28 protein-coding genes and 4 tRNA genes are annotated in these 26930 nt (G+C 36.2%); 15 read left to right on the top strand and 17 right to left on the bottom strand.

Annotated features, from left to right (window positions below; all coding sequences use genetic code 11):
* Nucleotides 1-47: 47 nt before the first annotated feature.
* Entirely contained in the window at nucleotides 48-422 is a 375-nt protein-coding gene (locus GTK57_RS04910) for a winged helix-turn-helix transcriptional regulator (protein ID WP_163121647.1), read from the top strand.
* 122 nt (nucleotides 423-544) lie between these two features.
* Nucleotides 545-1108, top strand: a complete 564-nt coding sequence (ahpC, locus tag GTK57_RS04905) for an alkyl hydroperoxide reductase subunit C (protein ID WP_152873994.1) — start codon at nucleotides 545-547, stop codon at nucleotides 1106-1108.
* 62 nt (nucleotides 1109-1170) lie between these two features.
* Here ahpC and GTK57_RS04900 read toward each other — a convergent pair whose 3' ends face one another.
* Both GTK57_RS04900 and ycaC read right to left on the bottom strand, forming a co-directional pair.
* On the bottom strand, nucleotides 1171-2094 hold the full coding sequence (locus GTK57_RS04900) for a LysR substrate-binding domain-containing protein (RefSeq protein ID WP_152873995.1): 924 nt from the start codon (nucleotides 2092-2094) through the stop codon (nucleotides 1171-1173).
* 138 nt (nucleotides 2095-2232) lie between these two features.
* The gene (gene ycaC, locus GTK57_RS04895; protein WP_152873996.1) at nucleotides 2233-2859 is read right to left on the bottom strand and encodes an isochorismate family cysteine hydrolase YcaC; all 627 of its coding nucleotides are present in this window, start codon (nucleotides 2857-2859) and stop codon (nucleotides 2233-2235) included.
* Nucleotides 2860-3152: 293 nt separating this feature from the next.
* Here ycaC and GTK57_RS04890 point away from each other — a divergent pair, with 293 nt between their 5' ends.
* The 3 genes from GTK57_RS04890 (at nucleotide 3153) to GTK57_RS04880 (ending at nucleotide 6588) form a co-directional block, all read left to right on the top strand.
* On the top strand, nucleotides 3153-4028 hold the full coding sequence (locus GTK57_RS04890; protein ID WP_163121645.1) for a pirin family protein: 876 nt from the start codon (nucleotides 3153-3155) through the stop codon (nucleotides 4026-4028).
* A gap of 430 nt (nucleotides 4029-4458) precedes the next feature.
* The gene (locus GTK57_RS04885) at nucleotides 4459-5757 is read left to right on the top strand and encodes an FAD-dependent oxidoreductase (protein WP_194240563.1); all 1299 of its coding nucleotides are present in this window, start codon (nucleotides 4459-4461) and stop codon (nucleotides 5755-5757) included.
* 3 nt (nucleotides 5758-5760) lie between these two features.
* Entirely contained in the window at nucleotides 5761-6588 is an 828-nt protein-coding gene (locus GTK57_RS04880) for an SAM-dependent methyltransferase (protein WP_163121641.1), read from the top strand.
* A 67-nt stretch (nucleotides 6589-6655) separates the two neighbouring features.
* Here the strand turns inward: GTK57_RS04880 and GTK57_RS04875 are convergent.
* The 4 genes from GTK57_RS04875 to GTK57_RS04860 form a co-directional block, all read right to left on the bottom strand.
* Nucleotides 6656-6731 (bottom strand) — tRNA-Thr (locus GTK57_RS04875).
* A gap of 190 nt (nucleotides 6732-6921) precedes the next feature.
* Nucleotides 6922-7149: a hypothetical protein gene (locus GTK57_RS04870; RefSeq protein ID WP_152874000.1), complete on the bottom strand. Its 228-nt coding sequence runs from the start codon at nucleotides 7147-7149 to the stop codon at nucleotides 6922-6924.
* A 439-nt stretch (nucleotides 7150-7588) separates the two neighbouring features.
* Nucleotides 7589-9757, bottom strand: coding sequence for a YccS family putative transporter (gene yccS, locus GTK57_RS04865; RefSeq protein WP_163121639.1), 2169 nt, complete (start codon nucleotides 9755-9757; stop codon nucleotides 7589-7591).
* 465 nt (nucleotides 9758-10222) lie between these two features.
* Nucleotides 10223-10312: transfer RNA gene (locus GTK57_RS04860), tRNA-Ser, on the bottom strand.
* Nucleotides 10313-10434: 122 nt separating this feature from the next.
* On the opposite strand from GTK57_RS04860, the gene GTK57_RS04855 reads away from it, so the two are divergent.
* Nucleotides 10435-12315, top strand: coding sequence for a potassium transporter Kup (locus GTK57_RS04855; protein WP_152874002.1), 1881 nt, complete (start codon nucleotides 10435-10437; stop codon nucleotides 12313-12315).
* Between the two features lie 84 nt (nucleotides 12316-12399).
* Here GTK57_RS04855 and GTK57_RS14655 read toward each other — a convergent pair whose 3' ends face one another.
* Nucleotides 12400-12756, bottom strand: a complete 357-nt coding sequence (locus GTK57_RS14655) for a hypothetical protein (RefSeq protein WP_228720287.1) — start codon at nucleotides 12754-12756, stop codon at nucleotides 12400-12402.
* Between the two features lie 264 nt (nucleotides 12757-13020).
* On the opposite strand from GTK57_RS14655, the gene GTK57_RS04845 reads away from it, so the two are divergent.
* Together GTK57_RS04845 and GTK57_RS04840 are read left to right on the top strand one after the other, a co-directional pair.
* Nucleotides 13021-14136, top strand: a complete 1116-nt coding sequence (locus GTK57_RS04845; protein WP_163121637.1) for a DNA/RNA non-specific endonuclease — start codon at nucleotides 13021-13023, stop codon at nucleotides 14134-14136.
* Between the two features lie 74 nt (nucleotides 14137-14210).
* Complete coding sequence (locus tag GTK57_RS04840) at nucleotides 14211-14456, top strand: hypothetical protein (RefSeq protein WP_163121635.1); 246 nt, start codon at nucleotides 14211-14213, stop codon at nucleotides 14454-14456.
* A gap of 85 nt (nucleotides 14457-14541) precedes the next feature.
* Here the strand turns inward: GTK57_RS04840 and aqpZ are convergent, their stop codons facing one another.
* Together aqpZ and hisF are read right to left on the bottom strand one after the other, a co-directional pair.
* Complete coding sequence (gene aqpZ / locus GTK57_RS04835) at nucleotides 14542-15231, bottom strand: aquaporin Z (RefSeq protein WP_163121633.1); 690 nt, start codon at nucleotides 15229-15231, stop codon at nucleotides 14542-14544.
* A gap of 262 nt (nucleotides 15232-15493) precedes the next feature.
* Nucleotides 15494-16252 (bottom strand): imidazole glycerol phosphate synthase subunit HisF, encoded by a 759-nt coding sequence (gene hisF / locus GTK57_RS04830; RefSeq protein ID WP_152875396.1) that lies wholly within the window; start codon nucleotides 16250-16252, stop codon nucleotides 15494-15496.
* Nucleotides 16253-16366: 114 nt separating this feature from the next.
* On the opposite strand from hisF, the gene GTK57_RS04825 reads away from it, so the two are divergent.
* The 3 genes from GTK57_RS04825 to GTK57_RS04815 are packed head-to-tail and all read left to right on the top strand — an operon-like array spanning nucleotide 16367 to nucleotide 18385.
* Nucleotides 16367-17317, top strand: coding sequence for a homoserine kinase (locus GTK57_RS04825; RefSeq protein ID WP_163121631.1), 951 nt, complete (start codon nucleotides 16367-16369; stop codon nucleotides 17315-17317).
* Between the two features lie 15 nt (nucleotides 17318-17332).
* Nucleotides 17333-17962 (top strand): DUF1294 domain-containing protein, encoded by a 630-nt coding sequence (locus GTK57_RS04820; protein ID WP_163121629.1) that lies wholly within the window; start codon nucleotides 17333-17335, stop codon nucleotides 17960-17962.
* A gap of 27 nt (nucleotides 17963-17989) precedes the next feature.
* A complete protein-coding gene (locus GTK57_RS04815; RefSeq protein WP_152875400.1) occupies nucleotides 17990-18385 on the top strand; it encodes a DUF4870 family protein in 396 nt (131 codons plus the stop codon).
* 44 nt (nucleotides 18386-18429) lie between these two features.
* On the opposite strand, the gene GTK57_RS04810 is transcribed toward GTK57_RS04815, so the two are convergent.
* The 6 genes from GTK57_RS04810 to hisB form a co-directional block, all read right to left on the bottom strand.
* Nucleotides 18430-19353 carry a DMT family transporter gene (locus GTK57_RS04810; protein ID WP_163121627.1) on the bottom strand — a complete coding sequence of 308 codons (924 nt, stop codon included), beginning with the start codon at nucleotides 19351-19353 and terminating at the stop codon, nucleotides 18430-18432.
* A 76-nt stretch (nucleotides 19354-19429) separates the two neighbouring features.
* Nucleotides 19430-20155, bottom strand: a complete 726-nt coding sequence (gene hisA / locus GTK57_RS04805; RefSeq protein ID WP_152875402.1) for a 1-(5-phosphoribosyl)-5-[(5-phosphoribosylamino)methylideneamino]imidazole-4-carboxamide isomerase — start codon at nucleotides 20153-20155, stop codon at nucleotides 19430-19432.
* Between the two features lie 114 nt (nucleotides 20156-20269).
* Complete coding sequence (locus GTK57_RS04800) at nucleotides 20270-20917, bottom strand: 3'-5' exonuclease (protein WP_163121625.1); 648 nt, start codon at nucleotides 20915-20917, stop codon at nucleotides 20270-20272.
* A gap of 100 nt (nucleotides 20918-21017) precedes the next feature.
* On the bottom strand, nucleotides 21018-21548 hold the full coding sequence (locus GTK57_RS04795; RefSeq protein ID WP_152875404.1) for a DUF805 domain-containing protein: 531 nt from the start codon (nucleotides 21546-21548) through the stop codon (nucleotides 21018-21020).
* Nucleotides 21549-21700: 152 nt separating this feature from the next.
* The gene (gene hisH / locus GTK57_RS04790; protein WP_152875405.1) at nucleotides 21701-22318 is read right to left on the bottom strand and encodes an imidazole glycerol phosphate synthase subunit HisH; all 618 of its coding nucleotides are present in this window, start codon (nucleotides 22316-22318) and stop codon (nucleotides 21701-21703) included.
* Entirely contained in the window at nucleotides 22318-22911 is a 594-nt protein-coding gene (hisB, locus tag GTK57_RS04785; protein ID WP_152875406.1) for an imidazoleglycerol-phosphate dehydratase HisB, read from the bottom strand. Before hisB ends, hisH begins: the two co-directional genes overlap by 1 nt.
* Nucleotides 22912-23005: 94 nt before the next feature.
* Between hisB and GTK57_RS04780 the strand changes: the two genes are divergently transcribed.
* The 4 genes from GTK57_RS04780 to GTK57_RS04765 all read left to right on the top strand — a co-directional run bounded on the left by GTK57_RS04780 (nucleotide 23006) and on the right by GTK57_RS04765 (nucleotide 24678).
* Nucleotides 23006-23383 carry a GNAT family N-acetyltransferase gene (locus GTK57_RS04780; RefSeq protein ID WP_163121623.1) on the top strand — a complete coding sequence of 126 codons (378 nt, stop codon included), beginning with the start codon at nucleotides 23006-23008 and terminating at the stop codon, nucleotides 23381-23383.
* A gap of 157 nt (nucleotides 23384-23540) precedes the next feature.
* A tRNA-Phe gene (locus GTK57_RS04775) sits at nucleotides 23541-23616 on the top strand.
* 137 nt (nucleotides 23617-23753) lie between these two features.
* Nucleotides 23754-23829: transfer RNA gene (locus GTK57_RS04770), tRNA-Phe, on the top strand.
* A 123-nt stretch (nucleotides 23830-23952) separates the two neighbouring features.
* Nucleotides 23953-24678, top strand: coding sequence for a class I SAM-dependent methyltransferase (locus tag GTK57_RS04765; RefSeq protein ID WP_163121621.1), 726 nt, complete (start codon nucleotides 23953-23955; stop codon nucleotides 24676-24678).
* A 16-nt stretch (nucleotides 24679-24694) separates the two neighbouring features.
* Here GTK57_RS04765 and GTK57_RS04760 read toward each other — a convergent pair whose 3' ends face one another.
* Together GTK57_RS04760 and GTK57_RS04755 are read right to left on the bottom strand one after the other, a co-directional pair.
* On the bottom strand, nucleotides 24695-25114 hold the full coding sequence (locus GTK57_RS04760; RefSeq protein ID WP_152875411.1) for a GNAT family acetyltransferase: 420 nt from the start codon (nucleotides 25112-25114) through the stop codon (nucleotides 24695-24697).
* Nucleotides 25115-25244: 130 nt separating this feature from the next.
* Entirely contained in the window at nucleotides 25245-26762 is a 1518-nt protein-coding gene (locus GTK57_RS04755; protein ID WP_152875524.1) for an acetyl-CoA hydrolase/transferase family protein, read from the bottom strand.
* Nucleotides 26763-26930: the final 168 nt, after the last annotated feature.

The following is a 26930-nucleotide window of genomic DNA, read 5'->3' as shown; positions in this document are numbered from 1 at the left end:
ATGCTATACATTGTTATAGTTAAACCACTCCCCAAAACTGAATGAAAATGAAGAAAAATACCATTAATCAAGAGAGCTGTAGTGCCAGTTTTGTTGTCGCGCTTAAAGATGCATTGAATGTCATTAATGGCAAATGGAAGCTTGCTATTGTTTGTACATTGTTAGCAGATCAACGACGATTTAGCGATATTGAAAAACTGATTAAAGGTATTACACCACGTATGGTTTCTAAAGAATTAAAAGAGCTTGAAATTAATGGTGTGGTGAGAAAAATTGAAATGCTCGAAAATGGATTAACCGTGACCAAATATGATTTAACTGAATCTGGTCGAAACTTACATGATGTGATTGTGACGATGGTGGAATGGGGTAAGCAGCATCGTGCATTTAGTTTGTCATTAGATATTAACGAGAAAGAATAAATCATTAATCTAATAAATCGATTAAAATTATAAAAAAGTACTGTTTTACCAATTTTAAATATTTTCGTATTCTAGCTTCACAAGATAAGCACTTATATAAATTGAAGTTAGAGGAATATCTCATGAGTTTAATTAACACCCAAGTAAAACCATTTACAGCAACTGCTTACAAAAATGGTGAATTCATTGAAGTGTCAGATAAAGACATGATGGGTAAATGGTCTGTTGTATTTTTCTATCCTGCAGATTTCACTTTTGTTTGTCCAACAGAATTAGGCGATTTAGCTGATCATTATGCTGAATTCCAAAAAATGGGCGTAGAAGTTTATTCAGTTTCTACAGACACACATTTCACGCATAAAGCTTGGCACGATTCTTCTGAAGAAATTAAAAAAATTGAATATCCAATGGTAGGTGACCCAACTTGGACACTTGCTAAAAACTTTGAAGTTTTAATTGAAGAAGATGGTTTAGCTGACCGTGGTACTTTTGTAATTGATCCAAACGGAACAATTCAAATTGTAGAAATTAATGCAGGTGGTATTGGTCGTGATGCATCTGAATTGCTTCGTAAATTAAAAGCAGCTCAATATGTATATGCTCACCCAGGTGAAGTTTGTCCTGCTAAATGGAAAGAAGGCGATGCAACTTTAGCACCTTCAATCGACTTGGTTGGTAAAATCTAAGTTATCCGATTTAAAAGAAAAGCCAGAGCAATTGTTCTGGCTTTTCTTTGTCATTTTAAAACTTATGCAATATAGCCTTTTGTCGATGTTGCATAACTTCGAACCCCATCAATCAGATGATCAATTAACTTCTCCATAACAAGCCTCTGACCTTTACGAGAAGAGTAGACAATTTGTATAGTGCCAATGTTAGAACACCATTCAGGTAAAATATGGATTAAGCGACCTTCTTGAAGATCTTTTTCTACGGTTAATAATGGTAAATCTGCAATACCTAGCCCATCTAATGCAGCAAAATAAGCGCCCGATAAATCGTTACTTTTCACTCGTGGATCTAGATGAATATCAATTTTTTCATGATGTTTTAAGTTGTGTAAACTCCAACGATAATTTGTTTTTTGCGTACCTAAAACAATACTTGGAAAATCACAAATTTCTGTTACGTGTTCAATAATACGCCCTTGAAGTAATTCTGGACTTGCAACTAAGCAATGTGTGGTACGAATAACATCACGCACAATAATGCTGGAATCTTCATTATTTTCGAAATTTGTACGAATCGCTAAATCAATATCATCATGCAAAATATCGACTCTGCGACTAGTGAGTTCCATTTCAATTTTAACTTGCGGATATTGCTTTAAAAACTGATTAAGCAAGGGTCGAATCTGATGTTCCATCATGACGGATGGACAACTCAGTTTAACTAAACCACTTGGTTCTAGTGTTTGTTTCAATAGAATATTTTGAGCACAATCTGCTTGAGATATAATTTTGCTACATTCTTCAAAGAATTCTTGACCTAATGGTGTGACTTTAAAGTGTCTTGTTGATCTTTGAATAAGCGTGACATCGAATTTATTTTCTAAGTCTAATATTCGTCTGCTTAATTTAGATTTTGTAATATTACTTGCTTCACTGGCTGCACTAAACCCACCATGTTTAACAACAAGGTAAAAGTAATAGTAGTCATCAAATGAATGCATATACGCTCCGAGAAAGCAAAAATATTAAATTCTATTGGTGATCATATAGGATATTTTTCAAATACCAATCTGAAAATAGTAAAAGCGATCCATTGATCGCTTTTATTTTATGCTCAAAATTTAACGTGAAATAAAAATTTATTTTTTAGTCGTGTTTTGAACGTAACTATTGATGAGGTTGCGGTAGTCAGGAATATGTTGACTAAATAATGCACCTAAACCTTCAACATCATTACGCCAATCACGGTGTAATTCACATGATGCACCAAACCAAGTCATCAATTGAGCACCAGCATTTGACATGCGATCCCATGCAGAATCACGTGTTAAATGGTTGAAAGTACCCGATGCATCGGTAATCACAAAGACATCAAAATCTTCTTCAAGCGCAGATAAAGCAGGAAATGCTACGCAAACTTCAGTTACAACACCTGCAATAATCAGTTGTTTTTTACCTGTTGCTTTAATCGCTTTAACAAAGTCTTCATTATCCCAAGCATTAATTTGTCCAGGACGGGCAATATAAGGTGCATCGGGGAACATTTCTTTTAATTCGGGAACTAACGGGCCATTTGGACCATCTTCAAAACTTGTGGTTAAAATGGTTGGAAGATTAAAATATTTTGCGGCAGCAGCAAGTGCTAATACATTATTTTTGAATTTATCAGGGTCGATATCACGAACTAAGGAAAGTAAACCTGTTTGATGATCTACTAATAATACGGCTGCATTGTCTTTATCTAAACGAACGTATGGCTTACCCATAATCGTATCCTCATAAGTGCCTATTGGTGAAGAAATAGATTTATAAAGTGAATCAATTTCTATTGAATCTTCATATTAATAGGATAGTTTTTGCTGATACAGCCCATATTTCAGGATTGATAATCTTAAAAATAAGATAAAAACTTAAAATGGATTTAAATGAATCGAGGTAATCGAGTTTAAATTAAAAAATTGTTCTACTTTTAGGATGCTGTTTTCTGAGTGACCTATTGGTCTATATAGGATTAAATCTTAAAATAGAGCCATGTTAAATCCGAGCGTAGGAGCTTGAGATGAAAAAAATTATAGGCGTATATCGCAATGAAAACATGCATTGGGTGGGTGATGGTTTCCCAATGAAAGGTCTTTTTTCTTATGATCGTTTAGGTCAAGCCATTAGCCCATTTTTGCTTTTGGACTATGCTTCACCTTATCCATTTAAACCAACGAATGAACAGCATGGTGTCGGTTCACATCCGCATCGTGGGTTTGAAACAGTGACTATTGCTTATCAAGGTGAAGTGACTCATAAAGATTCAGCAGGTGGTGGTGGAACCATTAAAACAGGCGATGTTCAATGGATGACAGCAGGTTCAGGTCTTGTTCATGAAGAGTTTCATTCTCCTGAATTTGCACAAAAAGGTGGATTATTTCAAATGGCACAATTGTGGGTGAATTTACCTGCAAAAGACAAAATGACAGCACCTCGCTATCAAGCTATTGAAGCTAAAGATATTCCTATCATTGAGTTTAAAGATAAGTCGGGTCATTTACGTGTAATTGCAGGTGAATTTGCAAGAAAACATGGTCCTGCATCAACTTTTAGCCCAATTAATGTTTGGGATGGTGAGTTAGTCATTGGTCATAAAGAAATTATTCACGTGCCTGTAGGTCATACAGTTTTATTTGTCGTGCTTGAAGGCGAAATGCTTTTAAATGAAACGCAAAAAGTATTGGATAGTTCCATTGTTATCTTTAATAAAGACAGTGAAACAGATATTCAGCTTGAAGCAACCGTAAATGCGAAATTCTTGGTTTTAACAGGTGAGCCTTTAAATGAACCTATTCAAGGCTATGGACCATTTGTGATGAATACCAAAGAAGAAATCATTAAAGCTTTTGATGATTTTAATAGCGGTAAATTTGGAGAGATTGATGTAAGTCATTAATTTTTTATTATTTATGATGTTTAATCTACAATAAAAAAGCCCTTGAGTTTATCAAGGGCTTTTTTATTTACGCTGTATTTCCATTCTTCTTTTTATTGTGCTTTTATTGTTATTATATTTTATTATTGTGATGTATTTATCATTCTTGTTGGTGTAATAGTAGTCAATTCGTAATTCTTTGTAAACTACTTTTGAGAAAAAAATTCAATTTTATTGAATGATTTATATCCGTTTTTTTAAATAGTTGATAAATCTTTAATAAATTCCTATGTTTGTGTACACATAGTTACATTGTAATTTTGTGTAAACTTTTTGGTGTTGGGGGAGGGTCAGCACAATAAATTAACAATCTGGTAGTTTTTACTAACTGCTTTTTTAAACCGTTAGTTCATAATCTTGATGAGTTAGACAATTAAAGATGGATTATATTTTGGATATTGCAGTCATTGGTAGTGGCATGGCGGGACTCGCTACAGCAAGAATTCTTAAAGATGCAGGGCATAATATAACAATATTCGAAGCCTTAGCTGGTCGTGGCATGGACAGTCATAGCATGGAATTTGAAGGTGGTTTAATTGACGCGCCACTGCGTGTAATGAATCCGCACTTATGGAAGAATACTTTAAGTTTAGCTGCTCACCTTGGTATTAAGACATATCCAGTTCGTACTTATATGGCATGTAGTTGGTTGTTTGAAGATAAAACTGAAACATGGTTGACCACTTCGCGTAGTCGTATTGGTAATTTTCCAATTATCAATAACCGTAAAGGTTTACAACAATATGGCTGGCGTTTAGTGAAGGGCATGTTACAGCTTAAAACTGCAATTGCTAAGTTTTTTAAATCGAAAGATCAAGACATCACACTTGCAGAATTCATCAATAATAATCATATCGAAGAAGTATTTTTACATGGTGCGGTTATGCCTGTGCTTTATACCATTTGTACATGTGATCCAAAGACCATTGGTGAATGGCCAGCAAAACCATTACTGGTCTTTTTACGTCAATTGACAGATGGAGATGCCTTACTTCGCTTGCAAGGCGGTACACCTGCGCTTGTAGATAAACTTATTCAAGGTATAGACATTAAAAGTGGTTCGCCAATTCGCTGTGTAAAAGAACAAAATGACAAAGTACTTGTTCAAAATGAAGCAGGTGAAAGCTACCAATTCGATAAAGTTGTTGTTGCAACGCCAACGACCAAAATTGAATCATTTCTAGATGCAGAACAATTTGCAGATGACATCGCATTATTGAAAAAATTTAGATTTGAAGATGGTGACTTGGTTATTCATACCGATCAAACGGCTATGCCACCTAAACGTAAAGATTGGGCGGTATTAAGTTATATGATGGATCGTAAATTTACCCGTCAGCAATTTACGGTTTGGTTAAACTCAATTGAGCCATCTTTAGTCGGTAAATCACCTATTTTCCAAACATGGCGTCCAGTTGTAGATATCGATCCGAAGAAAATTATCTCTTCTGTAAAACTAACTCGAGCAGTTGTAGATTCAGATACCATTGCTTTAAATAAAGAGCTTCAAGAACGCCATAAAGCAGCAGATCGCAAAGTGTATTTCTGTGGTTCTTGGTCTTGTGATGGTCTGCCAATTTTAGAATCTGCGGTGACATCAGCCATGAAAATTGCAGAAAATTTTGGCGCACCATTGCCGTTTGTCGGATTAAAACCTAAAGTTGAGGTTGCACCACAACTCGGTTATTAAGAAATGAAATGGCTTCAAGCAATTCGTAAATCTATCCCAAAACATAAATATGCAATTAATGCACAAATGCTAGGAGATGATCGTGAACTTGCTTGGAGTAATTTGGGATATTGGGAAGATACAACATCTTCCTATCCTGAAGCTTGTCAGACATTAGCAGATCAGCTTGCACAATCTTTAGAACTTACATCGAAACACAATCTTTTAGACCTTGCGTGTGGGCAGGGGGCTAGTCTTATTCATTGGCAAGATGCTTATCAAATTCAAAAAATATCTGCCGTAGAATTACAACAAGAGTGTGTTGACAACATTAAGTCAAAATATTCAGAATTTGTAGATATTCATTGTGATTCATTTTTGAATTTAAAAAATATTCCGTTGCAGCAAAAATTTGATGTTGTTGTTTGTATAGATGCGGCTTATCACTGCAATTTAAATTCATTTGTTAGATCGGCTTGCTCAGTTTTAAATTTAAATGGGAAATTAGGATTCCACTATTTGATGCTTTCCGATAAATGGGAAAATTTAAATTCATTACAAAAGCAAAAATATAAGTGGCTATTAAAAGCTGCGGATGTGAATTTAGATGATTTGATGTCAAAAGCAGAAATGACTCAAGTTTTAGAAAATAATGAATTCAAAGAGATTCAGATATTAGATTTATCGAAACAGGTATTTGCAGGTTTTTCATCTTATGTAAAAAACCGTTTGGCATTCAATAAAGATGCAAAAAATTTAGATCAATTTAAAATTGAAATGACAGCAAAGCTTTGTCGAAAATTATATGAAGATGGTTTAATTAAGTATGTGCAGGTCAGCACTGAAAGATAATTTTAATTATTGTAAAAATACAGGCTTTAAAAACATCAAAGCCTCACTATAAAGCGAGGCTAAGAAATGGTGCCGGCACACGGATTCGAACTGTGGACCTACTGATTACAAGTCAGTTGCTCTACCAACTGAGCTATGCCGGCGTTGTGGAATGCATTCTACAGAAAGTTTTTTTGAATGCAAGCTAAAAAGTGAGCGTTTAATTCTATTTTTAAGTTTTTAGTCAAATTAATGGGAAAAGGTCATTTCTAAATGAATAAATCGCCTACTTCATTTAAGTAAGCGATTTATCTATAGGATTAAATATTAAATGGCTAAAGTGAAGTCAGCAGGTTATTTACTGCGTAATATTTGGTCTAAATCTTGTGCGCATTCTTCCAAAGTAAATGCAGTGTCTAGTTGTAGTTGAGGTTTTAACTCCATTGCGAGTTTTCTCCATTCATCGATTAGGCGTATGGCTTTTTGGATTTTATGTTTATTCACGTCTTTGGCAATGGTGGGGGTGTATCCTCCGCGTTTAGCGTTTTTGATTTGTTTGACATAATTTGCGCTGTTATTCATGTTCGCTCCCCGAATAGCAGTTTCTATATGTTGTGTTTCTTGGAATAACGCTTTTAAAAGTTCGATGGTTGATATAAAGGTTTAAATGTCACAAATGGTATTCTTTGAAAAATTCAGAAAATACCTGAATATCTGTGATAACTCTTTTTTAACATAGAGTTGCAAGATTGTCTTCAATGTAGCTAAAAGCAATTTGTAATAAAAAGTGTCAAAAAATGAACACTAAAATGTAGAATTTATACGTTCATAAAACCACAATATATAGAGGTTAACTTGGTAAAAGATCCGTCTTTTTCTTTATAGAAAATGGTTGTTTTATCTTCTTAGATTAGCTTTTAAAATAAAAAAGACTTAGATTAAAAATCTAAGTCTTTGATAATTTGGCAGTAAGGGAAGAACTTAATTAGTCATTTTTTAATTTCTAATTAAATAATCTAAATTATACTAATGTTAATTCTTCAGCATCCTTATTGTTTATAAGACTTTGTTTCAATTGATTTAATTGATTTAAAATATTAAAAATTAAGGATAGCTGTTGCAAAATAACCAATGATTTTCGATCATCGTCCTCTAAATGTGACAGACGTTGTCGAATATTGTGCATATTTAATTGTGTACTTAGATCAGGAGTTTTATCTTCCAGTAGAACACCGCGAATAGCAATTAAAGCATGATCGAGTAGATCAAAAATTTCCTGATCAAAAATTTGATCACGGTGTGCACCAAGTGCTGAGATATAACTGAGTAATGTATGGTTCAAGCATAAAAACTCAAAAGCAATTTTCTTCTGTTCAGCATCAAAATCGGGTTCAGTTGCTAAAGTTGAAATGAGTGACGCGACTTCTGCATCCGTATTATGTGCAGCACGACGAACCATACGGTAGGTTAGATCGTTATTACGACCAACTTTGTAATGTTGAATCACTTCACTTAAATAATCACATTGCGCGCGCAATGAGCGCTGAATGGTGCGTGGCAGGCGACGGAATTTCCAATCAGGGAAAATGAAGGTCATACCCATCCAAGCTAAACCACAACCAATGATGGTGTCGACCATACGAGGTAATGCAGCGGTATAACCAAGACCATCGAAGTTAAAACTCAGCATTGCTAAAATGGTAATGAATGCAGTTGCTTGCGCGTATTGCTTACTACGTAGTACGAAGAAAAGAGCACCACTGAGGACAAGAAGAATTAATTGACCTTCTACGGACGGAATAAAATACAGAATAATAAAACCCAAAATAATACCCATGAGCGTACCGACAATCCTTAAGCGCAAACGACGTTTGGTCGCATTAAAGTTAGGTTGGCTGACAAATACACTAGTAAGTAAAATCCAATAACCAAATTGGATATCGGTCATCTGTACAAAAATATAACCAATACATAATACAATAGACAAACGTACGGCATGACGAAATAGTACCGATTCTGGCGTTACATGTTGCTTGATTCGTACAAGAATATCTGCCCAACCTTTTAAGTCATCGTCATTAAGTTGATGGTCAGAACCTTTGTTGTGATCAAATTTTCTATAACGTTCTGTTTCTAAATTACGTAGCTGCGCATCTATAGATTTTAAATTCTGATACAGCGTAAATAATGAATTGATAAGTACAGGATTATATTGTTTTTCATCACGAAGTTTATTCAGTGAAATTTTAAGGTTTTCAAAAGCGGGTCTGAAACGTTTGTTATGTACATAGGCTTTACGTGACAAAATACTTTCACTTAAATCCTTACATTCCTGTGCTTGAATGAACATGATACGTTGAAAGCGGAATAAAATATCGCTGTGCTGAAAGACTTTGGTCAGCACTTGATAATCCATCTGTGAGGAATTCGCATGCTCGTGAATATCTTGTGCGACAAAATAATATTGCAAACTATGGCGAGTATCTTTTTGCCCACGGTCACCTTTGAGACGGGTTAATAGAATTGTCCTCATCTCATTAAAAATCGTAATTAATTTGGCATTTTCAAGTGAAAGATCAATCATACTTTGCTGATAACTTTTGGCACTCATATCAACATCAAATAAGTTTGCTTTAGTATATAAAAAGTCACGTAAAGCATCGTAGCATTTGGCTAAATGATCTTGCGCTTTATGTGATGGAAACAATAAGAAACTAATTGTTGATAGAAAACCGTACCAAGCCGCACCAAGTACCAACAAAAAGGCTTGCATGTACCAGTTGTCAAACAAATGTACACCTAGCATGGCGTAAACAGAGGTAATTAAGCAGCCATATGAAAGAGCAGCATAACGATGACCTAAAGAACCTAAAATAATCAGTGCAATGCATGATGATAGTAGGGTAAAGCCAAATAAAATAGGATAAGGGAATAAAATATAAACTGTAACAGCCGTTATAAAAAAACCGATACATATATAAAATTGATTTAAAAGTCGAACTGAAAACCGATCATCAATATCACTTAAACCTGCAGCGACAATACCTAAGCTTAGTGGGATAGTGAGTAATTGCTCATCCATTAAGTATGGAATAAAAGCGGCACCTGCGAACGCGATCAACATACGCAGATGATAGATTGCGCTCGTGTTGTAAATGGTTTGTCTCAGGTATGAGAGCAAGAATTTCAAAAGTTGTCCTTCGATATACTTAGTTCAGAAAAACTCTGAATAAGTATGTGAAATGTTCAGAAAAGTAAAAATGATTTGAGTGGTAAAGAATACTATGGACTATGTAAAGTTGTCTGCATAGTTGGGCTTAAAATTCGAAAGATTATGCAGGGAAAAAGTTGTAAGAGCTGATTTAATTAATTTTGTAAAAGTATCGAATGTAAGATGATGTGAAGTCACATCTCCCTCATTAGAATATTTAACTTTTTTCTAAAGTTTAATATTTTAGATTTGGGCATCTGTAAGTATAGTAACCTTCAATGGGGTTGAGGGATTCTGAGGGTAGTTTATTATACTATTTGTTATCCCTCTAACGAGATCAAGCTTAAAATGGATACAGTAAATTTTATTAGACATTAAAAAAGGCTTAAACTCTTTAGGTTTAAGCCTTTATAAGACATCATGTTAGTACATGATGATGAATTTTGGCGGTGAGAGAGGGATTCGAACCCTCGATACGCGCAAACGTATACACACTTTCCAGGCGTGCTCCTTAAGCCACTCGGACACCTCACCATATAGGCGATGGATAATAACGAAAAAAAAATATTATGCCAAGCTGAAACAATTGATTTAAAGAAAAACTTTTATGGTGGTGATATGATTCGCCAAAATACTGTCTAAAATGAAGACAAAATATGCAAAATACTGCAAAAAAAGCGGCATTGCCTGTGATTACCTTGGCAGCACTTGGTGTGGTCTTTGGTGATATTGGTACAAGCCCGCTTTATGCACTACGTCAATGTTTCTTAACGGCTCACTTAGCAATTACAGATGCTACGGTGTTAGGTATTCTCTCCCTCATATTTTGGTGCATGATGCTCAGCATCAGCTTCAAATACGTCACTATTATTATGCGTGCAGACAACAACGGTGAAGGCGGTATTATGTCTTTACTTGCATTGAATCTGCGAACAAACCGAATTGCTGAAAAGAAGAAAATTTACTTAATTGCACTTGGCTTTATTGGTGCATCACTCTTTTTTGGCGATGGTATTATCACGCCTGCAATTTCAGTGTTATCTGCAATTGAAGGCATTAGCATTGCAACGCCAATGCTTAATCATTGGTTAGAGCCACTTTCTATTGGTATTTTGGCAGGGCTATTTTTAGTTCAGCGCCATGGTACCGCAACAATGGGTAAGTTCTTTGGACCGCTGACGTTGCTGTGGTTCTTGGCGATTGGTGCTTTAGGTGTATGGAGTATTATCCAAACACCATTTGTACTTTCAATGGTGAGTCCACATTGGGCGTTTAACTTTATTGTTCATCAACCCTATGTTGCATTTTTAACAATGGGTGCTGTTATTTTAACGATGACAGGTGGTGAAGCGCTTTATGCCGACATGGGGCATTTTGGTAGATTGCCGATTCGTTTAGCGTGGTTTATTGTTGTTTCACCTTGTTTATTACTCAACTACGCAGGGCAAGGTGCATTATTACTGCGTAATCCTGAAGCCATTGCTAACCCGTTTTATATGCTTGTGCCAGAATGGGCGTTGTTTCCTATGATTGGACTTGCAACGGCAGCAGCGGTCATTGCATCTCAAGCCGTGATTACAGGCGTATTCTCGATGGTGAACCAAGCGATTCAATTGCGCTATTTACCACGCCTTACGGTGCGACATACATCCGATGTTGAACAAGGACAAATCTATATCCCATTTATTAATTGGGTACTTTTCATTTCTGTCCTCATTTTAATTCTACTCTTTAAAAATAGTGCAAACCTTGCAAGCGCTTATGGTGTAGCAGTGACCATGACCATGCTTTGCGGTACGATTTTAATTACGGTGCTCGCGTATGGTTTATGGCGTTGGCCATTATGGAAAATCATATTGTTTGCAACGCCATTCTTAATATTAGATTTCATTTTCGTTGCATCAACATCGCTTAAAATTGTGTCTGGTGGATGGGTGCCAATTATGATTGGTGCAGTGTTATTTACAATTTTAATGACATGGAAAGATGGGCGAGCGCTTGTTTTAAAGCGTTTGGAACGAGATGCTTTACCTATCGATTTATTTATTAAAAGTGTGAATTTTGGCTCTGAAACCAAGTTTGTACCAGGTGATGCCATCTTCTTAACAGGAACACCTAATATTGTTCCGCATGCGATGCTTCATAATATCAAACATAATAAAGTGTTACATGAACGCAATATTATGGTGACGATCATCACAAAAGATGTCCCTTATGTCTCGCAAGAAGAGCGGCTCATGACAGAAATGCTTGATGAGCATTTTTACAGAATTACCATGTATTACGGTTTTAAAGATCAGCCAAATATTACACATGCCTTACAGCAGGCATATGAAGAACTCGATTTTGAATATGACTTGATGCAAGTGAGTTTCTTTATTTCACGTGATCGTATTATTCATTCTGTGGGTGATGGTATGGCGCCATGGCGTGAAAAGCTCTTTATTTCCTTACAGAGAAATACAAGTCCTGTGAGTGACTTTTATCAACTTCCAACGAACCGAGTGGTGGAGCTGGGAAGTCAAATTGAAATTTAGGTAGTTATTTTCTATTTAGTAAATTTCAAGCATAAAAAAACCAGAATTTATTCTGGTTTTTTTATATTTAAAGCGTGGCAAATATTATTGCGCTGGCGCTTCTGGTGCAGCAGTTTCAGATGCAGGTGCTTCTTCAGTTGTTACTACGTCAGATGCAGCATTTTCGTCAGCAACAGCGTCAGATGCTGCTACTTCAGATGCAGGCGCTTCGTTAGTTGCTTGAGCATTAGCTTCGCCTAAAATTTTGATTTTTCCGCTAGCCGCTAATTCTTGTAAAGAACCTGGTTGACCATTTACAGTTGTAGAAATTTTAGCTTGAGATAAACTTTCTAGAGTTTCACCTGGCTGAATTGCTGGCTCAGCAAAAGCTGCTACGCTGATGATGCCAGCGATAAGACCTAAACCTAAAATTTTAGAACCTGTAACTTTAGAAGAACGCATAAAATACTCCAAAAAAAATAATGATTTTGCTTATTCGTATTTTACAGTGCCATATTTTGAAGATCGGGTGCTACTAAACACACGAAAACTCAAATAGATTACCTAAGAACTCCATATAAAAAAGACATGTTGTTACAACATAGTATTTCTGTATATTTCATTTTGACTATTTGTTGGTCGAACAGATTGTGCAGCATATACAAGCCTTGTAGCGCTTGCTAATCTGCTGAAAAATTATGTATATGTACAGTACTTGCAGATCTAATGGCGAAGAAAAGAACCAGTTCGAAAAATATTTTTACTCAACTTTTTGGGCAAAATGGTTTAAAAATTGTTTTAGGCTTAGTTGCGTCAGGAAGCTTTGCAATTGCATTTGGGCAAGAAAAAATTAGCCAATGGATTTCGTTGCCATCATCATCCTCTTCAAGTTCTGCATGTGCAGGACAATTCTATAAAGAAGTTCCGCCATTTTTAGCCAAAGAATCTTTAAGTAAAAATACATATCCACTGTGTTTTAATGGCTTTAATGTGATGTATTCAGGTGTGTCGAAAACACCTCTTTGGGTTGCTGAAGCGCTTACACCAAAACGTTTAAGTCAAAAAATTCCACGGGAAGATAGCTTTCATGAGGAACTTAAAGTTCCAACAGCATATCGGGCGACTTTGGCAGACTATAAAGCTTCAGGATATGACCGTGGTCATATGGCTCCGAATGCCGATATGCCAACAAAAGCATCTCAATCGGATAGTTTTTCTTTAGCGAATATGGTACCTCAAGCGCCAAAAAATAATCAAAAAGTATGGCGTGAATTAGAAGAAGCAACTCGTGCCATTGTGACCAAGCAAAAGCATGATGTGTATGTGGTCACAGGTCCAACATTTACAGGCAAGAAGTTAAAAACCATTGGGAGCAGTAAAGTTATTGTTCCAACTGCGGTTTTTAAAGCTATTTATATTCCTAAAACGGGTGCGATTGGTGCTTATTACGCTCCGAATGATAACTCGCTCAATGTAAGAGTCGTGAGTATTTGCTACTTGGAAGAACAATTGGGGATGAATATTTTCCCACAATTAACCGAAGAGCAAAAACGTAATACATATAAATTGCCTTTAAAGGCAAATTTGGTAAAAGCCAATCAAGCAATTACATATTCATATTGGGATGCAGAAAGCCAATGTGCGGAAGATGTGTCGAATGATCAATTGGTTGCCGTGAAAAATCAATTTAAGTCGAATGGTTCAAGTTCACAAAGTTCAAATTCAGAAAGCTCTAATCAATCAAGTTCAAATCAACCAAGCGTAGATCCAAGTACTCAAGATGCCATTGTGAAGCAACTTGTAGAAGCTTTATTGCAATATATTTTGCAGTTGCTAAGATAATATCGACAGCATAATATGCAGAGTAGGAAAATTAAAAATCCTATTTATATAACAAAAAATAGAGTGAGATAAATATGTTTAAAGCTTTTGAAAATGGAACAGAATCGCATTCAATTCATGATCTCACTATAGAAAATGATGTTGATCGAGTGAGTATTTATGGTAATTTGCAAGTCACTAAAGATCAAGAAGGATTAAAAGCAGCACAGGCTTTACAAGCAGTCATTAATCAACTTGTGCAGCAATTAGAAAGTGAAGAAAATTTACCTGAAAAAATTCAAAATAAAGACGAAGATGAAATCGAGAATCCATTTTTATAAAAATATTTCAGTATTCAGAATGTTCCACATGGAACATGAAAAAGCCCACATGATGTGGGCTTTTTCATGAAAGTGACTAAAGGAATTAATCTGCTTTTTTAGCAATAAGGTTGTATAAGAAAGCACCAATAATGGCACCGACAATTGGTGCAACCCAGAATGCCCACAATTGACCCATTGCTGCAGTTTCAGCAAAGAATGCAACACCTGTACTACGTGCAGGGTTTACAGATGTATTTGTCACAGGAATGCTAATTAAATGAATCAGTGTTAAAGCCAAACCAATTGCAATTGGGGCAAAACCTGCAGGAGCACGTTTGTCTGTAGAACCCATAATCACAATTAAGAAGAATGCTGTTAATACCACTTCAATAATTAAAGCAGAAACCAATGAGTATTTACCTGGTGATAACTCACCATAGCCATTAGAGGCAAATCCGCCAGTGCCTACAAAACCTGCTTGACCTTGAACAATAATATAAAGAACTAGTGCTGCTAAGGTTGCACCAATCACTTGTGAAATAATATAAGGAGCAAGTTCTTTTGCGTCAAAACGCCCACCTGCCCATAAACCAATACTTACCGCAGGGTTGAAGTGACCACCTGAAATATGACCTAAAGCATAAGCACCTGTTAAAACGGTTAAACCGAATGCAAGTGATACACCTACGAAACCAATACCAAGTTCAGGGAATGCGGCAGCTAGTACAGCACTACCACATCCACCAAATACAAGCCAAAAGGTACCAAGTAGCTCTGCTAAATATTTATTCATTTATTTCTCCAGCAATTTATTTTTACTGCTTTATTTAGAGGTTAAAACAATTATATGTATTTATTGTTGCAAGCGCACTTTAGCGCTAATTTTAATCATTTTCAAATTTCATCTATTTTAACAAGATGATATTGCTGTATTTTGAGAGTGTTTAAAGGAGTATGAAAGTTGACTATTCAATAAATAACTAGATGACTTTTATCACATTTAAAGTCAAAAAAAGAGCGCAAATTAAGCACTCTTTTTAATTGATATTTTTTTATTACAAACGCATTTCAATGCCTTGGTTGGCAAGGTATTGTTTGGCTTCAGGAATAGTATGTTGCCCAAAATGGAAGATAGATGCGGCAAGAACAGCATCAGCACCACCATGAATAATACCATCTGCCAAATGTTGTAAATTACCAACACCACCAGAAGCAATGGTCGGAATAGTGACGCGATCATTAATTTGACGCATTAATTTTAGGTCATAACCTGCTTTGGTGCCATCGGCATCCATTGAGGTAATGAGTAATTCACCTGCACCGAAGTCAGCCATTTTCACAGCCCAATCAATAGCATCAATACCTGTTGCTTTGCGACCGCCGTGGGTGAAAATCTCCCATTTATTGTCGCCCGTTTTTTTCGCATCAATAGCAACAACAATACATTGAGCGCCAAAACGCTGAGAAGCTTCTTGTACAAACTCAGGGTTAAATACCGCAGCAGAGTTAATACTGACTTTATCTGCGCCTGCATTAAGCAATAAACGAATATCTTCAACTTTACGAACACCACCACCAACAGTAAGCGGTACGAATACAGATTCAGCCATACGCTCAACAGTGCGGTAGGTTGTATCACGACCATTTGAGGTTGCTGTAATGTCTAAAAAGGTAATTTCATCTGCACCTTGTTCGTTATAACGACGTGCGACTTCAACTGGATCACCTGCATCACGAATATCTAAAAATTGGACACCTTTCACCACGCGGCCATTATCGACGTCTAGGCAAGGAATAATACGTTTAGCAAGCATAAATTTTTCCAGTAATTACAACACATTACGAAACTGACCTACGGTTGGTGCTACACCTTGGTAGATGGACAATGTATTCTATCAAAAATATGTAAGTTTTTTCGCAGGTTTTCTATGTCGGTTTATACCACTTTGACTTTAATGGAAGTTCAGGACTTCTCTTCACCTTATGGATTAGAGGTAATTGACCTGATTCCAATTCAAGGAGGTATTCAAAATACAAACTATTTTATTGTCACAAAAGACGGTCATCAGTTTGTACTCACAGTATTTGAAGAGATGGATGAACACGGTGCAGGTGAGCTTGTACCTGTATTGGAGCATTTAGGAAAAGCTGGCTTAGCTGTGCCCGTTCCTTTAAGTCATTCAGGAAAATCTATTCATAGTATTAAGAATAAGCCTGCACAAATTGCGCCACGTATGATGGGAGAACATCCCATGCCATCAACTATTGAGCAAGTTAAAGAAATTGCCATTGCACAAGCAAAAATGCATGTCACTTTAAAAGATTTCCCTTTAGAGCGAGCTGAATATAGAGATCAAGCATATTGGGCAAAAGTCACTCAAGAATTAAAACCAACTTTAGATGTTGCCGATAAAACTTTATTGGCTGAATTATTAGGTTTATATGAAGCAATAAGAGCAGCGTATCCAAATCGTCCAAAAGGTTTTATCCATTCAGATTTGTTCCGTGATAACACGTTATTTGAAGGCGATAAGCTCAAAGGTATTTTAGATTTTTACGAATTGAATAAAGATGAATTATTATTTGATATTGCCATTACTTTAAATGACTTTTGTACAGAATATCCAGATGTGCATTTAAACGAAGATAAGGCAGTTGCATTCTTAACAGCTTATGAAACCATTCGACCATTAACTGAAGATGAACGTGCTTGCCTTGAAATTTATTTGGCAATGGCGGCTGGTCGTTTTTGGATGATGCGTTTACAAGTGGCACAAAAAAATGCTGCTGAAGGACGTACAGGCGATGATATTTTGCAAAAAAATCCTTTAGAAATGCGTAATATGCTAATCGAAAGATTAAAGTTTGTTACTGCATAAAAGGAAATAGTAAAAATGCGCGATCAAGGTCGGTTGGTTGAATGGTTCGATGATAAAGGCTATGGATTTATCCAACCTAATGATTCAAAAAAAGGTCGTGTATTTTTACACATTAAAGATTTTGCAAAACAAGGTCCACGTCCAATCGTGGGCTGTGCTTTAGATTATCAAGTTATTTTAGATGAAAAAGGGCGTTATAAAGCGCAAAAAGTGGTGTATTTAAAAGCATCTCAGGCAGTTAAATCTAGACATGCATCATCGACATCTAATGTTGTAAAAATGAAGAAGAAAATGCAGCCCATGCAAATGTTATGCATTGGCTATATTTTACTTTTAGCCGTTTTAACCTTGTCGGGTTTATTCAGTGGAATTTTCTTATTATTTATTAGCTTAATGAATGCTGCGACATATTGGTTTTATATGCAGGACAAAGAGGCAGCTCAGTTAAATAAACAGCGTGTTCCTGAAAATTCTTTGCATCTTTTGGCTTTTTTAGGCGGTTGGCCTGCGGCATGGCTTGCACAACAACGTTTGCGTCATAAAACACAAAAACAACCATTCAGAAAGATTTATTTTTGTACTATAGCTTTTAACATTCTTTTAATTTTATGGTTAGTCTCACCATTAAATCGCTTTTCTATTTAATGAGATATAGTTTTTAGAGGGTATAAAATGAATTATTCAATAGATAAAGACTCAAATCGCACACTCACCATTGTTTTATATGTTCTCTATATTGTTGCAATTTTTTCAGCGGGTATTTTGGCAATTGTTGCACTCATTATTAATTATATTAAGCGTGATGCAGTCAAAGGTTCTATTTTTGAAAGCCACTTTACATGGCAAATTCGAAGTTTTTGGTGGTATTTAATTTGGAATATTGTCGCTTTTGTTCCGTTCTTATTCTTATTTTTCACGGGTGAAAACCCAGATGCCTTTGTCGGTGTTGCATTTGGTGCATCTGCATTTTGTGTCGCGATGATTGCACTTTCATGGGTGTGGATTGTATACCGTGCAATTCTTGGTTTAATTCGTGTGAATGATAATAAACCAATGTATCAATCTTAAATTTTCAAATTTAGGATCAATCGAATATGAGTTAAAAAAAGAGCTTAGTTAAGCTCTTTTTTTTCATCTTTGTTTTTTAATATTTTATTTAAAAACTTAGGTTTGAGTTCGCTAAGCATCACACCTAATACCACCAATGCACCACCAACAAGTGCAAGAAATGGAAGTCGTTCTCCTGCAATACGTCCAATCAGTGCCGCCCAAACAGGTTCTCCTGCATAAATAATGGCAGCTTGTGATGAATCTACAGATTGTTGTGCCCAGTTCATAACAAGTTGAATGCATGCACTTGCACAGCCTAAGCCACATAAAATAACAATAAGCATCCAATGAAAATCGGGTAGACCACTTTCACCCAATAATGGACTCATGATAAAACAGAATAAAGATGCGAAAATAAGTTGAAGAACAGTCACGCGTCTTACATTCACTTTTCCTGCAAAATAACCAATGAAAATGATCTCAAGTGCAATCGCAATAGAGCCGAAAATAGTGATGATTTGCCCAAAGTTAAGCTGAATTTGTTGAAAGCCATTACCTGTTAAAAAGATGAGCCCGACAAATGCAAATAGGCAGCCAATCCACGTCATGATATATGGTTTTTTACGAAAGATAAGCCACATAAAAATAGGGACAAGTGGAACGTAAAGTGCCGTTAAAAATGCAGACTCACTGCTACTAATGGTTTGTAAGCCAATGGTTTGCGTGCCATAACCAATGGCAATGACAGCACCAATGACAGCACCTGCAAATACTTCTTTTAAATTAAAATCTTTTAAATATTTGATAGAAATTAAACTGACTGCAAGGGCAGCCGCTGCGAAACGTAAAGCCACAAACATAATGGGGCTACTGAAACTCAGTGCATATTGCACCGTAATGAAACTTCCGCCCCAAATGAATGTAATGAGAATAAGCGAAAGTTGTGGCACTTTAGATTTAATCCAAGTGGGGGATAAGAAAGCCATGAAATTAAGTCAAAACCCTAAAATTGGTGAAATGAAAAAAGAGGTCAAAAGACCTCTTTTTTGTACAAAGGACGAATTACACTTGGTCTAAAAGTGCTTGTGCTTCACGAAGATTCAGCGTGTTTTCATAAATTGCACGACCTGTAATTGCACCTAAAATGCCAGGTTGACCTTTCAAATTACGAACGTCATCTAGGTTGGTTACACCACCTGACGCAATAACAGGTAAACCTGAATATGTTGCAAGATTAACAGTTTGTTCAACGTTAACACCTTGCATCATGCCATCACGTGCAATATCTGTATAAACAATGCTAGAAACGCCAGCATCTGCAAAACGTTTAGCAAGATCAGTTGCTTTAACGTCAGTGACATTTGCCCAGCCGTCAGTTGCAACCATGCCATTCATTGCATCAATACCGACAATGATATGACCTGCGAATTTTTTACATGCTTCTTCAACAAATGATGGATCTTGAACGGCTTTTGTTCCAATAATCACATAAGAAACACCTGCATCTAAATAATGCTCGATAGTTTCTAAAGAACGAATACCGCCACCAATTTGAATTGGAAGATTTGGTTGAGCTTTACAAATGGCTTCAACAACAGGTTTGTGAATAGGTGTACCTGCGAAAGCACCGTTCAAATCTACTAGATGGAGACGACGAGCACCTTCATTTACCCAATGTTGTGCAGTTGCAACAGGATCATCAGAAAATACAGTATCGTCTTCCATACGACCTTGTTTTAAACGGACACATTTGCCATCTTTCAGGTCAATTGCAGGGATGATCAGCATGCTTTCGCTCCTAGCCAAATCTTGTTGAATTTAATGGCGACAATCTTAACAAAGTATTGGCAATTCTCTAAGCATCTGATGATGGTTTTATTTTAATCGGGCGTATTCGGGGCTTTAAATTGGTGTTTGGAGCTTTAAATTGGTGCTCGGAATGTTTTTTGGTAATAAACCTAAGCGTAAAAGTTCTTCAAAAACTAAAATTGCACCGTAAGCATCTGCTGCCGCATAAGAAATTTGTTGAGACGTTAATTCTTTTCTTGCCCAATTTGAGGTGCTTATTTTTTTAGATTTAGGAAAATGCTCGTTAAATAGTATCGCAATGGCATTTTTTAGACCCACTTGGTTTTTATATCCAAAGCTAGAAAAGCATTTAGATAATTCAATAATACTATTGAGTTCGATACCTTTTTTTCTGAAAAGATGAGCATCATTTTTTAAACCGAAACCGATTTTAATTTGGTCGTGACTGCTAAAAATGGGTGCTAGAAAATTAAGAATTTCAGGGTTTACTTTGAATAAATAGGCTTTTTCTAATGTAGCAAGTTGAATGAGGTGAGGGCCTGTTTGCGTTTCACCTTTGGTAAATGTTGGTTTAGATTCTGAATCGAAGCCGAATAAAGCAGTGTTATAAAGTTCTTCTTGTAATGCTATGCATTGATCGAGTGTTTGTAGCACAACAATTTGATTTGATGATAAGTTTTTAAATAATGGAAGTTTGGAAATTTCTTCTTTTGATAATAAAGCAGTTTGTTGCACTTCCATATAATTTCAAACTTAAATCCATAATTTTTGAGATTAAAGGGTTTTGAGTGTTTAAGCAAAAATAAAGCCTGAATTATCAGGCTTTATTTGAAATTGCTTTTTATTGTTGATGATTTTGCTCAATTTGGATCTGCTTAGAGCGTTCAACATAATCCTGATAAGCAGGAATAGAAATTGCGGCCAAAATACCAAGAACAAAAGTTACAGGAATACAAATAATATAAATCCACCCCAATACTTTTTCCCATCCAACTGTTAAACGAGGATTTCCATAACGGTTAAGTGAAGGGTCGCCTTTTGCACAAAGTAAATAAATAATTAAGATTAGATTAGCGATTGGTAAGAGAACGAGAAGAGAAAGCCAACCTGATTGATTTTTATCGTGTAAACGTCTAATGATAAAAACAAAAGAGAAGTAAATCCCTAAAGCATAAATCACAACTGAAAAGAAAAATATCCCTGAATAGATTGAGTCGGATTGTTCAGAGCTTTGAAAAAAAATCGATGCTAATATGAATAGAGCCAATATAAATATTGCAAGCAGTAAGTTCCATGCAGCAAATGATAGTCGTCCAAAACGACCATTAGCTTTGAAAGCTGAATCTTTAGTTTGTTGAATAGGTGAATTCATTTTTTAATAATCCCAAAAATAAAATTTGTTATAAAAAACTTTTAAAAAGAAAAAATATGCTGTTTATAGAGATATTGCGCGGTGAATAATATTTGCTTTATGGTTAAAAATAAAGCCCACCGAAGTGAGCTTTTTTGAAATCATTTGAAAAATTAGATGTTCCATTCCACGAAGTTTTTAAGCAATTGCAAACCTGCTGTATGACTTTTTTCAGGGTGGAACTGTGTAGCAAATAAGTTCTCTTTATGAATCGCTGTACAGAACTCAAGACCATAATCACATGTTGCAGCAACAAGAGATTTATCTTGTGGTTCTACATAAAAACTATGTACAAAGTAGAAACGAGCATCTTGTTCGATGTCTTTCCACATAGGATGGCTTGGGTCTGCTTGATGAACTTGGTTCCAACCCATGTGCGGTACTTTTAAACCATCAACATCGGGGAAGCGTTTAACAGCACCTTCAAAAATACCCAGTGCATCTGCACCGCCATTTTCTTCAGAACGTTGCATTAACGCTTGCATGCCTACACAAATGGCAAGAACAGGCTTATTGAAAACGGCATTACGTACAACTTCATCAATACCTGCTTCATGCATACCTTGCATACAATCACGCATTGCGCCTACACCGGGAAATACAATTTTATCTGCTTGTGCAATTAACTTTGGATCATTTGTCACATCAACAGTTGCACCCACATGTTCTAATGCTTTTGCTGCTGAGTGAAGATTTCCCATGCCATAGTCTAAAAGGGCAATACGGGTCATTACAAAGTACCTTTGGTTGAAGCGACAGTATTTTCTGCACGAGGATCGACTTCACAAGCCATACGAAGCGCACGTGCAAATGCTTTAAATACACTTTCAATTTGGTGATGGCTGTTTTTGCCTTTCAAATTGTCAATGTGAAGCGTCATTAATGCGTGATTCACAAAACCTTGGAAAAATTCAGAGAATAAATCGACGTCGAATGAACCAATCAATGAACGTGTAAATGGAATATCCATCCATAAGCCCGGACGACCCGATAAGTCGACAACGACACGGCTTAAAGATTCATCAAGTGGCGCATAGAAATGACCATAGCGTTTTAGACCTTTTTTATCGCCCAAAGCTTGTGCAAAAGCTTGACCAAGCGTGATACCACAGTCTTCTACCGTGTGGTGATCATCAATTTCTAAATCGCCATCACAATGAATATCAATATCAAATAAGCCATGTCGCTTGATTTGATCGATCATATGATCTAAAAAGGGAACACCTGTATTGAGGGTGCCTTGACCCGTACCATCAAGATTTACACGAACACGAATTTTAGTTTCGTTGGTATTTCTTACCACTTCACTGATACGTTGCGTCATAAACACGTTCCTCAAAAACGTTGAAATGATTGATATAAAATGTTTTTAGCGGTGACTAAATACCGCATATTAGATTGCTCAGGAGGGTTAATCAATGCCTATTAACGTACATGCCAAAACTTCTATCGAAAATGATGAAGTCCGTACTCAGCTTGAGCGACTGTATGACACTAGCCCAGAGTTTGCAGATGGGAAAGATGCCACAGAACAACTTGAACAAAACTTAGATCAGTATACATTACTTTACATCGCAGAATTTAATACAAAAATTATTGGAGCGGTATGGTGTACAGGTCAGGGGGAAACTCGAACGATTGAGAACATTGTGATTCACCCTGCAAACCGTGGTCGTGGCGTTGCAGAAAGATTGGTGAGTGAAGTTTGCCGTATGGAAGAAGAAAAGGGTGTGACCACTTTTGTTCCTGGGTGTGGTGCGATTCATCGTTGCCTAGAAAGTCTAAACAAGCTTTAATTTTTTTAAGATGATTAAGTAACGATTAAATAATCGTTTGTAAATTAAGCAAAATTCAACGTAATGTGTTAAATATGATTTAAAAGTGAACATTTGATTCAATATCAAAGAAAGTCACTTGACGTGTTCACTGTGAAATTGTTTAATACGCGTCATCGGCGTGATAGCTCAGTAGGTAGAGCAACGGATTGAAAATCCGTGTGTCCCCAGTTCGATCCTGGGTCTCGCCACCATATTCAAACGTGAAAACGTTTAAAAAAATCTCTAACATATGTTGGAGATTTTTTTTGTGCAAAAAAAAGGCACTCAAATAAAAAAGTTAGGATTTATATTGACTATTAACTCGAGATACGGCTTAATACACCGCATCGGCGTGATAGCTCAGTAGGTAGAGCAACGGATTGAAAATCCGTGTGTCCCCAGTTCGATCCTGGGTCTCGCCACCATATTCAAAAAACCTCAAACATTGTTTGGGGTTTTTTATTGCTTGAAATTTGTGTCTAAGCATTGTTTTACTAGGTAAATTCGCTAAATTAGAACTTCAAATAATGCGAATATTTAAATTAAAAATGAAAGATTTATTCTCAAGTCAGAGTTCGCTTTATCAAAAAGCCAGACCAAGCTATCCGCAAAGTGTAGTCGATGAAATATTGAAGCATGTAGAATATAAAGAATATGCTTGGGATTGTGGTGCAGGGTCGGGGCAATTTACTCAATTATTAAGTCCATATTTTTCGAATGTGATTGCAACAGATTTAAGCCAACAACAGCTCTCACAAGCACCCACTTTCAAAAATGTAGAATATTTGGTTCAAGCAGCAGAACAGAATAATTTTCCATCGGCTTATTTCGATTTAATTACCGTGGCACAAGCCATTCATTGGTTTAATTTTGAAAGTTTTTATAAAGAAGTAAAGCGTGTATTAAAGCCTAACGGTGTTTTTGCTGTGATCGGCTATGGTTTGCTTCAGCTTAAAGACTCAAAAGTGAATGATCTTATTCAAAAGCTTTATTTTCACATATTGAAAGGTTATTGGGATGCAGAGCGTAAATATATAGATGAGGAATATTTAACCATTCCATTTCCTTTTCAGGAAATAGCCATATCTAAAATGCAGATGGAATATGTTTGGTCGGCAGAACAACTTTTGGATTATTTAAATACATGGTCTGCAATTAAACATTATAAAATCCAGAATTCAGATGATCCTTTAAGTGAGTTAAAGCAAGCATTGAAAAATTCTGCACAATCTTTTGCAGTTGAATTTCCTATTTTATTTAGAATGGGGCGGTAAATGTTGAAAGGTGTTTTTAATCTGAGATCAGTCGCTTCCCAAAACAAACTGCTTCAATTTCTTCATAGCCCAATTGCTCATAAAAGTTTTGCACGTCGATATTGTCTTTACGAATAAGAAGTTGAAGCTTTGGGCAACCAAGGGCAATTAAACGCTTTTCTAGTTGCTGTATTAGCGCTGTAGCAATGCCATTGCGTTGAACATGTGGATGAACCGCTAAATAGTTTAACCAGCCTCTATGACCGTCATAACCGCCCATAAGTGTAGCTATCAGCTCATTGTCTTTGACTGCCACTAAGAAAAGCTCATCTTTTTGAGCGACTTTTCTGAATATATCAATTTCTGGGCTATTCCAAGGGCGCGTTAAGTCACAAACTTCCCAAAGTGAAATCACATCTTCTAAATCAGTTTCTGTAAATTGTCTGATAATAAACATATTTGTTTAAAAGTAACCTAATTAGGATAAGTCGAGATTAATTCATAATTGTATGAATAGTAAACAGTTTTTGTGCTAAATTTTAAGGTATAAAAAAACGCCCCGAAGGGCGTTTTTATTTTGCTAAATATTAAGCTTCAGCAAGTTCTTCAGCTTCTACAAGCATTTTACCTTGTTCTTCGAAGTTGAAGTGCCAAGATAAAGCTTCACGTAGAATGTGAGGAGTTTGACCGCCTTTAGCACATGCACGAGCGAAGTAATCGTTTAAAGCATCTTGATACATTGGATGTACGCAGTTATCGATAATTGCGCGAGCACGTTCACGAGGTGCTAAACCACGTAAATCTGCAAGACCTTGTTCTGTTACCAATACGTCTACGTCATGACATGCGTGGTCAATGTGAGATGCAAAAGGAACAACAGAAGAAATTGCACCGCCTTTCGCGATTGATTTGGTTACGAAGATTGCAATGTGAGCATTACGTGCAAAGTCACCTGAACCACCAATACCGTTCATCATTTTAGTACCACAAACGTGAGTAGAGTTTACGTTGCCGTAAATATCGAACTCAAGTGCAGTATTAATACCAATAATACCTGTACGACGTACAAGTTCTGGATGGTTAGAGATTTCTTGTGGACGAAGTACTAATTTGTCTTTGTAAGCTTCGATGTTGTTAAATACTTTTTCACCGTACTTTTCAGATAAAGTGATTGAAGAACCTGAAGCAAATTTCATTTTGCCTGCATCGATAAGTTCGAAAGTACAGTCTTGAAGTACTTCAGAATACATCACTAAGTCTTCAAAATTAGAATCTTTAAGACCTGTTAATACGGCATTTGCAATAGAGCCAATACCAGCTTGTAATGGACCTAAGTTAGATGGTAAGCGGTTTGCAGCAACTTCGCGTTCAAAGAATGCAATAAGGTGATCTGCAATGCTTTGAGTCTCATCATCTGGCTCAGTTACTGTAGATGGAGAATCGTGCAGTTCGCTGTTAAATACGATACCTACGATTTTTGAAGGGTCAACTTGAATTGCAGTTGTACCAATACGCTCATCAACTTTAGTTAATGGGATTGGACCACGAGTTGGACGCATTTCAGGAATGTAAATGTCGTGTAAGCCTTCAAAAGCAGGGCTTAAATTTGTGTTGATTTCAACAATCACTTGTTCAGCAAATTGAACGAAGCTTGCAGAGTTACCTACAGAAGTTGTAGGAATGATGCCGCCATCTTCGGTAATTGCAACAGCTTCAATTACAGCAATATCATTTTTCTTAAGCTGACCATTACGCATTTGTTCAACAGTTTCAGACAAATGTTGGTCAATAAACATTACTTCGCCTTTGTTGATGGCTTTACGTAATGTGTTATCTACTTGGAATGGAAGACGACGTGCAAGTACGCCTGCTTCAGTCAATTGTTTGTCTAAATCATTACCAAGACTTGCGCCAGTAATTAAAGTGATTTTTAACGGATTTTCTTTCGCTTGTTTTACTAAAGCTAAAGGAACAGCTTTTGCTTCACCAGCACGAGTAAAGCCACTCATACCTACGGTCATACCATCTTTAATAAATTTGGCAGCTTCTTCAGCACTGATTACTTTGTCATGGAGGCTAGCTAAACGGATACGATCTAAAGACATGGATTACTCTCGTTAAAATCTTAAAACTGATACGGATTGTACCGATCAAAGAGCCAATTTACATACCTGTTAGGCTAAGGTCTAATTTTTTGAAAAAATGAAGGTATAAGAAAATTTGATGGTTTTTATCTTATTGTTTTTAAATATTAAAAAAATGGTGGATGAATA

The organism is Acinetobacter portensis (genome assembly GCF_010646905.1).
Classification (GTDB): domain Bacteria; phylum Pseudomonadota; class Gammaproteobacteria; order Pseudomonadales; family Moraxellaceae; genus Acinetobacter; species Acinetobacter portensis.
This window is presented reverse-complemented; position numbering and strand designations above follow the sequence as displayed.

Coding starts and splice junctions, on each gene's coding strand:
- GTK57_RS04910 (WP_163121647.1), top strand. CDS start 48: ATGAAGAAAAATACCATTAATCAAGAGAGCTGTAGTGCCAGTTTTGTT.
- ahpC (WP_152873994.1), top strand. CDS start 545: ATGAGTTTAATTAACACCCAAGTAAAACCATTTACAGCAACTGCTTAC.
- GTK57_RS04900 (WP_152873995.1), bottom strand. CDS start 2,094: ATGCATTCATTTGATGACTACTATTACTTTTACCTTGTTGTTAAACAT.
- ycaC (WP_152873996.1), bottom strand. CDS start 2,859: ATGGGTAAGCCATACGTTCGTTTAGATAAAGACAATGCAGCCGTATTA.
- GTK57_RS04890 (WP_163121645.1), top strand. CDS start 3,153: ATGAAAAAAATTATAGGCGTATATCGCAATGAAAACATGCATTGGGTG.
- GTK57_RS04880 (WP_163121641.1), top strand. CDS start 5,761: ATGAAATGGCTTCAAGCAATTCGTAAATCTATCCCAAAACATAAATAT.
- GTK57_RS04870 (WP_152874000.1), bottom strand. CDS start 7,149: ATGAATAACAGCGCAAATTATGTCAAACAAATCAAAAACGCTAAACGC.
- GTK57_RS04855 (WP_152874002.1), top strand. CDS start 10,435: ATGCAAAATACTGCAAAAAAAGCGGCATTGCCTGTGATTACCTTGGCA.
- GTK57_RS14655 (WP_228720287.1), bottom strand. CDS start 12,756: ATGCGTTCTTCTAAAGTTACAGGTTCTAAAATTTTAGGTTTAGGTCTT.
- GTK57_RS04845 (WP_163121637.1), top strand. CDS start 13,021: ATGGCGAAGAAAAGAACCAGTTCGAAAAATATTTTTACTCAACTTTTT.
- GTK57_RS04840 (WP_163121635.1), top strand. CDS start 14,211: ATGTTTAAAGCTTTTGAAAATGGAACAGAATCGCATTCAATTCATGAT.
- aqpZ (WP_163121633.1), bottom strand. CDS start 15,231: ATGAATAAATATTTAGCAGAGCTACTTGGTACCTTTTGGCTTGTATTT.
- hisF (WP_152875396.1), bottom strand. CDS start 16,252: ATGCTTGCTAAACGTATTATTCCTTGCCTAGACGTCGATAATGGCCGC.
- GTK57_RS04825 (WP_163121631.1), top strand. CDS start 16,367: ATGTCGGTTTATACCACTTTGACTTTAATGGAAGTTCAGGACTTCTCT.
- GTK57_RS04820 (WP_163121629.1), top strand. CDS start 17,333: ATGCGCGATCAAGGTCGGTTGGTTGAATGGTTCGATGATAAAGGCTAT.
- GTK57_RS04815 (WP_152875400.1), top strand. CDS start 17,990: ATGAATTATTCAATAGATAAAGACTCAAATCGCACACTCACCATTGTT.
- GTK57_RS04810 (WP_163121627.1), bottom strand. CDS start 19,353: ATGGCTTTCTTATCCCCCACTTGGATTAAATCTAAAGTGCCACAACTT.
- hisA (WP_152875402.1), bottom strand. CDS start 20,155: ATGCTGATCATCCCTGCAATTGACCTGAAAGATGGCAAATGTGTCCGT.
- GTK57_RS04800 (WP_163121625.1), bottom strand. CDS start 20,917: ATGGAAGTGCAACAAACTGCTTTATTATCAAAAGAAGAAATTTCCAAA.
- GTK57_RS04795 (WP_152875404.1), bottom strand. CDS start 21,548: ATGAATTCACCTATTCAACAAACTAAAGATTCAGCTTTCAAAGCTAAT.
- hisH (WP_152875405.1), bottom strand. CDS start 22,318: ATGACCCGTATTGCCCTTTTAGACTATGGCATGGGAAATCTTCACTCA.
- hisB (WP_152875406.1), bottom strand. CDS start 22,911: ATGACGCAACGTATCAGTGAAGTGGTAAGAAATACCAACGAAACTAAA.
- GTK57_RS04780 (WP_163121623.1), top strand. CDS start 23,006: ATGCCTATTAACGTACATGCCAAAACTTCTATCGAAAATGATGAAGTC.
- GTK57_RS04765 (WP_163121621.1), top strand. CDS start 23,953: ATGAAAGATTTATTCTCAAGTCAGAGTTCGCTTTATCAAAAAGCCAGA.
- GTK57_RS04760 (WP_152875411.1), bottom strand. CDS start 25,114: ATGTTTATTATCAGACAATTTACAGAAACTGATTTAGAAGATGTGATT.
- GTK57_RS04755 (WP_152875524.1), bottom strand. CDS start 26,762: ATGTCTTTAGATCGTATCCGTTTAGCTAGCCTCCATGACAAAGTAATC.